Here is an 8,749-nt window from a genome sequence, read left to right on the forward strand (position 1 = left end):
CGGCCGGTGCCGGCGGCGGCGGCGGGGGTGTGCCGATGCGGGGAGCGACGTGGCGGGCGGCGCGAATCATGGCGTCGCCTGTGGTGGCGAGGCCCATCGCGTGGTGCCACGCGTCCTGGGCATGCTCAAGGGCAAGCTGTGGCTGTGCGGCTGCGGGGGCTGTGTGGATCTCCGAGAGCGCCCGGCGGATACGGGTGATGTGGGCCAGGTGCTGGCGGACGTAGTCCAGTTCGAGTGAGCCGCCCCGCAGCGGACCGGCGAGGTGGTCGGTGGAGGTGGTCACGGCGGTGATGCCATCGAGCAGGGCGGGGGCGTGGGCGAGGTAGACGTCCACGGCGTCCTGGGCACGCGCGTCGCGCAGCGACATGGCGGTGCCGCGTGCGGCTTCGGCGAGCGGGTGCCCGGTGTAGGTGGAGGAGACGGCCTGCCAGGACGTGGCGGTGTGCTGGAGTTCGACGGTCGCGTGGGCGAGCAGGCTGACGCGGGCGTCCCAGACGTTACGGGTCCGGGCGGGCAGGAGAGTGCGGTGGATCTTGTCGGCGGCCTGGTGCGGGTCGGAGGGCAGGACGAGCGGGCCGGGGCCGGGGATCGGATCGTCCTGGGAGATGAATGGCGTGGTGGGAAGAACAGCGACGGCGACGGTCAGGGCCTGGGAGCCCGCTTCCTGGAGAACGGCCACGTCGTGACCGGGCCCGGTCAGGCGTGCGGCGCGTACCGCACGGTTGCCGAGTGCCGTGGCGTCGTCCGGCCCGCTGGTCCACAGAATGCCGGCCAACAGTTCCCGTTCGAGCCAGTTCAGGGGGACGGGGTCGGTGGCCCAGTCTCCGGGCAGTGCGTCGGCGATGCCGGCGGTGTAGGCGGTGAACACCTGCTCGCGGCGGGCCGCCTCGCCCGGGTTGCGCAGGAAGAAGAGGTGGTCCTCCCACGCACGGCCGTACTGCTCGACGAGGTGGGCGTTATGGGGCAGCTGGTCGACGAGGACGGTGAACAAGGGGGCCGGGGTGTGCGGGCCAGGCTCAAGGACGGCCTCGGCCGGCAGGTCGCCGGGCAGACGGGGGACGAGGATGTACGTGCCCGAGGCCAGAGAGGGGGTGGCGATGAGCTGAGTACCGTCCGGCATGGTCAGCAGCGCCGCAGGGACCGTCGCGTCGGCCAGCACGGGGTCCGATGTCCTCAGGCTGGGTCGCTCGGCGTCGGGGACGGGAGAGGCGGTCCAGCCCAGGCTCTCGGCGAGAGCGGCGGTGAACAGATACAGGTCGGAAGACTGCGAAGACATGGAAACGTTTCTTCTCGGCGGGGAAGAGGGGCGCGGGTGCTGTGGGGGCGTCTCACCTGCCGCGCCGGGTGGGACTGACGACCGGGACCGGTGCCGGTGCGGGGGCTGGCGCGGGGCGAGACGCGGAGGTCTTCGCCGAGGGCGGTGGTGTGCCGATGCGGTCGGTGACGTGGCGGGCGGCGCGGATCATGGCCTCGCCGGAGGCGGCGAGGCTGACGGCGTGGGGCCACATCTCGGCGTTGCGTTCCTCGACGAGAATCGGCTGCTCGGCGGCGGGTGCCTGCCGGATGCGCTTGTCCCATTCACGCCTGAGGCGGGTGGCGTTGCGCAGGTTCTCCCGGACGTGCTCCAGGACACGCAGATCACCTGCGGTCGGCCCGGCGAGGCGGTCGGCGCCGGTGGTCACGGCGGCGATGCCGTCGAGCGTGGCGGGGGCGTGGGCGAGGTAGGTCTCGACGGCCTTCCAGGCGCGGGCGTCACGCAGGACCGCTCCGGCACCGGGATCGTGGACGGCGTAGTAGGTGTCACCGACGGCGTTCCAGGAGTCGAGGGCCTGACGGAGTTCGACCGTGGCGTGGGCCAGGACGCCGGTGCGGGCGGAGAAGACCCCCTGGTCCCAGGCCGGCAGGAGGTCGGAGCGGATGCTGTGTGCCGCGGCTTCGGCATCGGTGGTCAGGGAGAGCGGCGCCGGGCCCGGGACCGGGCTGTCGGGGGTGATGCGCAGGCGGGACGGGAGGAAGGTGACGGCGGTCATGTCCCGGTAGGGGCCCGCGTCCTGGACGAGCAGGACGCGGTGACGCGGCCCGGTCAGCAGCGCGGCACGCGCCGCCGACGCGGCGGCCTTGCGCCCGACGTCCGGCCCGGTGGCCCACACGGTGGGGAAGAGCCGTTGGTGAGCGTAGGAGTCGAGGTCCAGGACCGTGGCGCTCCACTCGCCCGGGAGCGTGGCGGCGACCGTCTCCGCGTAGGAGGCGAAGACGTCGTCGAGGCGTGCCGCCTCGGCGGGTTCCAGCGCTGTCCGTGCACGGGTGAGGTGGTCCTCCCAGCCGGACAGGAACATCCGGAAGCGGTCCGCGGCGTGCTCAGGAGTCGCCGCGCCGTTGAGGAGGACGACGGACGGCTCCCGCTCCTGCATGGCCGCCGTTGTATTGGCGGGCAGGTCGGTGGGGCGCAGTGGACCGACGAGGTAGCGGTGGGCGTCCGGGTCGGTGCGTGGGACGACGATGAACTCGGTGCCGCCCGGGGTGGTCAGCAGCGCCGCTTCCGGCGCCTGCTCCAGGGCCTCGTGCAGACGGGTGCCGAAGCCCCACAGCGCGTGTCCGTCCGGCCGTACCGGGGTGGCGGTCCAGCCCAGTTGGTCGGCGAGGGCGGTCGCGAAACGGGTGAGGTCAGAATCCATGGAATGTCCCTTCGACACAGCCAGGTTCCGGGGATCGGGCGGTTTGGCCTTGCCGGAGAGCGGTGATAGAGGCGTCAGCGCGAGCGGTGCGCGGCAGAAGAGGCGGACGCAGCCGGGGCCGGCGGAGTAGCAGCGGGGGCACCGTGCTGCCCAGCGGCGGACCGGGCCACAGCCGCCTGGACACGTTCCGGGCGAGCAGGCTGGTCGGCGCCGATCCGGTCCGTCAGGTGATCAGCGGCCCGCGCCAACGCCGCGCCGCTGTAGCCGAGTTCGTCGGCGTAGCGCCAGCCATCGGAGTTACGGATCTCAAGGGCCCGTTCCTCGTAGAGCTTCCGGGACCCGGGCATGGAGCCCTCCATGAGGGCGATGACCTGGTCCCACTGGTGGCGGAGCGTGTCTGCCCGCTTCAGGGCGGACTCGACGTCCCACAGGCTGCGCAGGTCGGCGCTGATCGGACCGTCGAGGTAGTCGGCCGGCCTCGCGGCGGCCCGGACGCCGGCGAGGACTTCGGGGCCGTGGGCCAGGAAGGTCTCGACGTGCTCCCAGGCGGCGGCGTCCCGGGCCGCTTTCGTGCGGACGTAGCCCGCTTCACCGACAGGTTGGCCGTTTCCCTCGCGGTACGGGTCGGAGATCGCGTCCCACTGGGCCGAAGCCTGCATGATGCCGTCGGCGGCGGAGGCCAGGGCCTGGACGCGTAGCCGCCATGCCGCCCGCGCGTCGCCGCCGTGCGACTGGTGGTCAGGAACGGCGGAGAAACCAGGAGTGGCGGACATGATCGTTTCTCATCTCTGTATAGGGGCTTCACCGCGAACGCGGCAGTGCGTGCGCGCCGGACGGCGGGGGTGGAGCTGGAGTGTCGCGGGAACTCGGAGAAGTTCCCCTGGCCGTCGCCACCGGTGAACGGCGGACCGCTGCCGTCGCTCGGTGCGACCGGCTGCGGATCTCGTGATCGACGTTCTCGACGACGAGATGAAGCTCCTCACCGAGGTCGGCCAGCCGGGAAGCGAGGGCGTCCAGCTCAAACGCGCTGCTTCGGGCACCGTGGGTGCGGCACCACTCAGAGGCCGTTTCGAGGATCTGATGCAGGTGAGCCACCGCGCCGACGTCCCCTGTGACGGCCTCGTCGAACAGGCCGGTGAACTCCTCGGTCCGGGCCGTGGCGAGCCGGTCGTTCCCGTCGGCGGCCGATGCGCGGCTGTCCGGACCTGCGGACTGGAGGGGTGTCGGACGGCCCCGGTGCGGGGCATCGTTCTGCGCGCCTTCGGACGGAACACCGGGGGCGAGCCCGGAACGGGAGGCTGCGCCCCCGCGCGGAACCACTGCCGTCACTCCCCATGGCGCACAGAAACTGAAAAACCGTCAGCCAGGCTGAACGCGGCGCTGTCTGTCTCCATGGCCTTGGGTTCCTGTGGGCTCTCGCTGGCTGTTTGACCTGGCGGCGCAGGCCGCGCGGGGGCTTCACTCCGGGGGGTGAGAGATCCGACGTTCCGTCGGGATTCCTGAAGCTCGGTCGGTATCCCGGTGGACTCCAGGCCGCAGCAGACGCGCTGACAGAGGTGCTCGCGGGCGGCGACTTCCAGCCGGGCGCGTCCCGTAGGGGCGGCCATCGGACCGTCGGACGGGTAAGCGGCGAGCGGCAAGGACAGGTTCGTGCTCGGCTGGTCGCCGGGAAGGACCTCCGGAGCGTCAACGCTGTTCGTGGTGAGGCGAGGGACGAAGGGGTGGGTCGGCATAACGGGGACTCCGTGAGGTACAGGCTGACACCAGGGGCCGGTCCGGCGGGCCGGGTCGATACGTCTGCTGGCTCGGCGGTCGGTGTGGGGTGCGCAGCGCGGGCCGTATCCGCATCGGCGCGGGAGGCGCCGATGCGGATACGGGAGCCGCAGTGGGGTGTGGCCGGTTCGCTCGGCAGTGCGGAGGCAGTGAGGGCTGTCCGCAGTGAAGCGTTCCTGAGACCTGAGGTGCTACGTGCGACGGGGGTGCCGGCCGGGCGAGGGCGGAGCCGGAGGTGCGTGTGGGCTGCTGGGGCCCGCTGGGTGAATGTGCCGAGGCCCGGGTCGGCCACCGTGTCCTTGGGCGGGAAGCGCCCGGCCCTGCGGCGTGAACTCCATGATCACGAACCTGGTGTGAGTGCTGCCGTCGGGAGCGTGCTACGTGGATCCCGAGCGTTTGAAGACCCCTTCGGTTTCCAGCCTTTCCCCGTCGGGATCGGTGAGAGTGGTGCAGATGACCAGCTGCCACTCGCCTGCGGCGGGGACGGGGCCCGGAGGGTGACCACCGTGTTCGTTGTAGGCGGCTATGAGCTGTTCGCAGGCGGCGATGTCGTCTGTGGTGAGTGTGCGGTGATCGATGAAGGAGCAGGTCATAGGTTGTTGCCTGCCTGGTGGTTTGCCCCCATACGGGCGTCGGTGTCGAACAGTCGGCGTTCGGCGGGGTGCAGGAGGTGCTGGGTGATGAAGGAGCGTCCGGCGACCTTCCACAGTCCGCGTCCCTTGGTGAGGGCGGAGACGGCCTGGGTTTCGACGCCGGTCAGGCCCAGGAGGGAGGCTGCGGCGGCGAGTTGGTCGGGTTCCTGGCGGTAGATGATTCGCGTGGAGCAGTCGGCGAGGAGGCCCTCGGCGAGGACCCGGCCGCGTGATCCGGCGTCGCCCGCCGAGAGGAGGTCGGACAGCCGGTGGATGATCATCAAGTTGGCGATACCCAGGCCCCGGGAGAGCTTCCACTGGGCCTGCATCCGCTCCAGCAGCCCGACATGGCGCATGACCCGCCACGCCTCGTCGTAGATCACCCACCGCCGCCCGCCGGAAGGGTCGGCGAGCGCGGCCTCCATCCATGCCGAAGCGCAGGTCATCGCCAGCACGAGGGCGGTGTCGTCACCGGCACCGCCCAGGCGGGAGAGGTCGATGGTCAGCATCGGCGTCGCCGGGTCGAAGACGACCGTGGAGGGCGCGTCGAACATGCCCGACAGGTCGCCGTGTACGAGTCGGCGCAGGGCGTGGGCGAGGTCGTCGGCTCCGGCCGGGACGTTCCCGCCGAGGGCCTGCTCCAGGCGGTGCGGGGTGCTCAGGGCGGCGGCGATGTCGCCGAGCAGCGGCACCCTCCCGCCGTACGCGGCGTCCGCGACGACGAGGTCGAGGGCGACGTCGAGCACGGTGTGCTCGGCCGGCCGCAGGTCCCGCTTCAGCACCGTACGGGCCAGACCGGCGACCAGAAGGAGGCGGCGCTTGCGGACCTCGGCCGCCCAGTCCTCCGGTGCGACGGTGGCGGGGCGGGCGGGGGCGTCGAGGGGGTTGAGGCGTCCGGGCAGACCGGGACCGAGCGCGATGCTCTGCCCGCCCAACGCCTGCGCGACCGCCGTCCATTCACCCTTCGGATCGCAGGGGACGTAGACGCGGTAGCCGTGCGCGATGGCCCGCGTCGCGATGGACTTCGCCAACGCGGACTTGCCCATGCCGATGATCCCGGCGAGGACGGCGTTGGGGTTGGTGAAGCCCTCGATCCGCCCGCTGGCATACAGCGCGAAGGGGTCGTAGCAGAACGCCGCCTCGGCGTGGACGTCGCGGCCGATGAAGATCCCCTCGGCGCCCAGGCCGCCCTCGGCGAGGAACGGATAGGCGCCGGACGCGGTCGCGGTGGTCATCCGGTGTGAGGGCAGCCGCACCTTCCCGCCCCGGGCGGAGGCGGGCCCGGGACGTCCGGACAGCGGGTAGGTGGGCCGCAGTTCGGGGTCGTGAGTGGTCTCGGCGCGGTGCTTCGCCGGGGCTGCGGCGCGGCGGGCCTGGCGGCGGGCGGCTGCGAAACCGGCGCGGGCGGCTCGCTGCTGGGCGCGTGTGCTCTTGCTGGGGACGAACAGGTGGGAGGCGCTGGCGCGGGTGCGGGGCATGAACGGTGTCTCCAGAGGGACGGCGGTCAGTGGCGGATGAGGCCGGTGAACGGCGCGTGCAGGTCGGCCGGGGTGGTGCGGCGGCGGACCAGGCGGGCGGTGCGCTGGTGGCGCTGACAGATGGTCAGCTCCGGTGCCCCTTCGGGCAGACCCGCCCGGCACTGTTCACGGTCCGGCACCTCACCGGAGTGAGGCCGGGGGGCTGCGTGGTAGGCGGCGTGGAGGTGGTCGGCGGTCTGCCAGATCCGGGTACGGGCGGCACGGAGCTGGTCGCCTTCGATCGCTATGAGCCGGCTGGTGCGGGCGGTGTGGGCGTCGAGGAGGCCGTACAGCGAGACGAGGTGGGCGTGCAGGGCGTCCAGTTCGGCGCGGGTGGTGACGAGGGGGCCGCCCGGCACGTTGAGCGCGCGGTGGAAGTCCAGCGCGGCGGTGGCGAAGGGGACGAAGTCCTGTCCGGGCGGGTCGGCGGTACGGGACACAGGGGTGTTCTTTCGCGAGGCAGGGTGTCAGGCGGAGAGCGCGAGCGGCAGGGCGGCGGCGGTGAACGCCTCGGCCTGCTGCCAGGTGAGCGGCCGAAGGTCGAGCTGGGCGCCGACGGCCGCGGTCTCCACGGCCGCGCAGGCGGAACGCAGTTCCTCCTCGGAGTCGGCGGAGACGGTCAGCAGACCGGTCAGGGCGACGTCCGCGTGGCCCGCGATGAGCTGGCGCTCACGGGACTTGATGTCCTGGTACTCGATCGCGTCCGCCTCGGAGTCGACCTGCCCGCGCCGGGCCCGCTCGGCGGCATCCGCGATCACGCTGGCCTTCTTTCGCTGGACGTCGCGCAGCGCGGAGTCCAGCGCCTTCGGCTCGTACGACAGCGACAGCGTGCGCCGGATGCCGGCGGTGAACAGGAGCTGGTGCAGGAAGCCCGCCGACGTCTCGATGCGCGGCCAGTTCTCCACCCAGTACGTGGCGTGCGCGGCCGAGTCGGTCGCGATGTGGTCTGCCTTCTCCACCACCACGACCGGCCCGGCGGCAGCCGCTTCGGCCTCGGGACGGCCGCCGGAGGACCAGCGGTCCAGCGCGGTGAGGGACTTGGGGTCGTACGCCGTCCGCACGACGGCCGCGATCTCGCGCGCGGTGAGCCAGCCGGCCGGGTTGAGACCGGCGGTCCGCGCGGCCTGGTCGAAGGTCGAGGTCAGCTGCGCCAGGACACTGAAAGCCCCGGCGAGGCCGCCGCCGGCCTGGTTGATCAGCCGCCTGGCGGCCTTGGCGTCCAGCGACACCGCGACATACGCCTCGTGCGGCGCCGCCGCCGGACCCGCGCTCTCGATCAGCTCGCCGTAGACCGCACCGGCCAGCGGCGTGTCGGGCCGCCCGTGCTCCTGCCAGTACCGGCGCAGCGCGTCCCCGGAGTCCGGGACGGTGCGCTCGATCACCTGGATGCGGGCGACGTGGCCGGTGCGGGCGAGCGCGGCCAGCGCGCGTCCCCAGCCGCTGACGTTGGCGTTCTGGGTGCCCGGGTCGAGCAGCGCGTAGGCGCGGGAGGAGACCTTGACGACGGCGGTCAGGGTGCCGGTGTGGGGGTTGTGGACCGCGCCGTAGCGGCGGTCGGGGGCGGTGACCACGCGCAGGCCGGCCGCCGTGCCGGGCAGGTGGAGGAGCCCCTCGCGGACCGGGCGGCGGGAGGGCCGGGCGAGCCACACCAACTGGCCCCGCATCCGGCGCGAGGCATACCGGGCGACGATCGGAACCCAGTCGGCCAGGGCCCGGCCGCGGTGGCGGAGGAGGACGAGGAGGACGACGGACGCCCAGAGGGGGACGAGTTCGAGCGCGCCGACCACGCCGCGCGCGATGATCACGGCGAGCAGGAGCAGGCCGGTGAGGCCGGTGACGGTCAGTTGCGGCGCGGTCAGGCCGAGGAGGATGCCGCGCCTGCTGCGGTGCGGGAACTTCACGGTGGCCGGGGTGACGTCGGCCTGGGGCTGGTCGGGCATGGCGGTTCCAGACGGTGGGAGCGGGCGGATGATCGGGGGTCCGGGGGCGGGCCGCAGAAGCGGCCCGCCCCCGGATGCGGTGGGTCAGGACCCGGAGGACGGCGGGTTGGGGTACACCCAGTGCGGCGGGGTCGGGGAACCCGTTGCCGACGGCCCTGCGGCGGACGGCGGCGGCATGGAGCCGCTGGCGGGCGGAGGGGCGAGCCGGCCCA

The 8,749-nt window shown here is 72.8% G+C and carries 7 protein-coding genes; all 7 read right to left on the reverse strand.

Annotation, left to right across the window (positions count from 1 at the left end):
- The coding region (locus tag ACVNF4_RS28220; RefSeq protein WP_461805706.1) for a hypothetical protein at positions 1-1,276 on the reverse strand (1,276 nt) is incomplete at its 3' end.
- A 52-nt stretch (positions 1,277-1,328) separates the two neighbouring features.
- Positions 1,329-2,675, reverse strand: a complete 1,347-nt coding sequence (locus tag ACVNF4_RS28225; RefSeq protein WP_461805707.1) for a hypothetical protein — start codon at positions 2,673-2,675, stop codon at positions 1,329-1,331.
- 74 nt (positions 2,676-2,749) lie between these two features.
- Positions 2,750-3,448, reverse strand: coding sequence for a hypothetical protein (locus ACVNF4_RS28230; protein ID WP_461805708.1), 699 nt, complete (start codon positions 3,446-3,448; stop codon positions 2,750-2,752).
- Positions 3,449-3,476: 28 nt separating this feature from the next.
- Positions 3,477-4,004, reverse strand: coding sequence for a hypothetical protein (locus ACVNF4_RS28235; protein ID WP_461805709.1), 528 nt, complete (start codon positions 4,002-4,004; stop codon positions 3,477-3,479).
- Between the two features lie 1,033 nt (positions 4,005-5,037).
- Positions 5,038-6,558: an ATP-binding protein gene (locus ACVNF4_RS28240; protein WP_461805710.1), complete on the reverse strand. Its 1,521-nt coding sequence runs from the start codon at positions 6,556-6,558 to the stop codon at positions 5,038-5,040.
- A gap of 26 nt (positions 6,559-6,584) precedes the next feature.
- A complete protein-coding gene (locus ACVNF4_RS28245; protein WP_461805711.1) occupies positions 6,585-7,037 on the reverse strand; it encodes a DUF6238 family protein in 453 nt (150 codons plus the stop codon).
- A gap of 27 nt (positions 7,038-7,064) precedes the next feature.
- On the reverse strand, positions 7,065-8,537 hold the full coding sequence (locus ACVNF4_RS28250) for an SCO6880 family protein (protein WP_461805712.1): 1,473 nt from the start codon (positions 8,535-8,537) through the stop codon (positions 7,065-7,067).
- Positions 8,538-8,749: the final 212 nt, after the last annotated feature.

Source organism: Streptomyces sp. S6 (genome assembly GCF_054880855.1).

Bases quoted from the DNA above. Each gene is read 5' to 3' on its own strand.
- ACVNF4_RS28230 (WP_461805708.1), bottom strand. From the start codon at position 3,448: ATGTCCGCCACTCCTGGTTTCTCCGCCGTTCCTGACCACCAGTCGCAC.
- ACVNF4_RS28240 (WP_461805710.1), bottom strand. From the start codon at position 6,558: ATGCCCCGCACCCGCGCCAGCGCCTCCCACCTGTTCGTCCCCAGCAAG.
- ACVNF4_RS28225 (WP_461805707.1), bottom strand. From the start codon at position 2,675: ATGGATTCTGACCTCACCCGTTTCGCGACCGCCCTCGCCGACCAACTG.
- ACVNF4_RS28250 (WP_461805712.1), bottom strand. From the start codon at position 8,537: ATGCCCGACCAGCCCCAGGCCGACGTCACCCCGGCCACCGTGAAGTTC.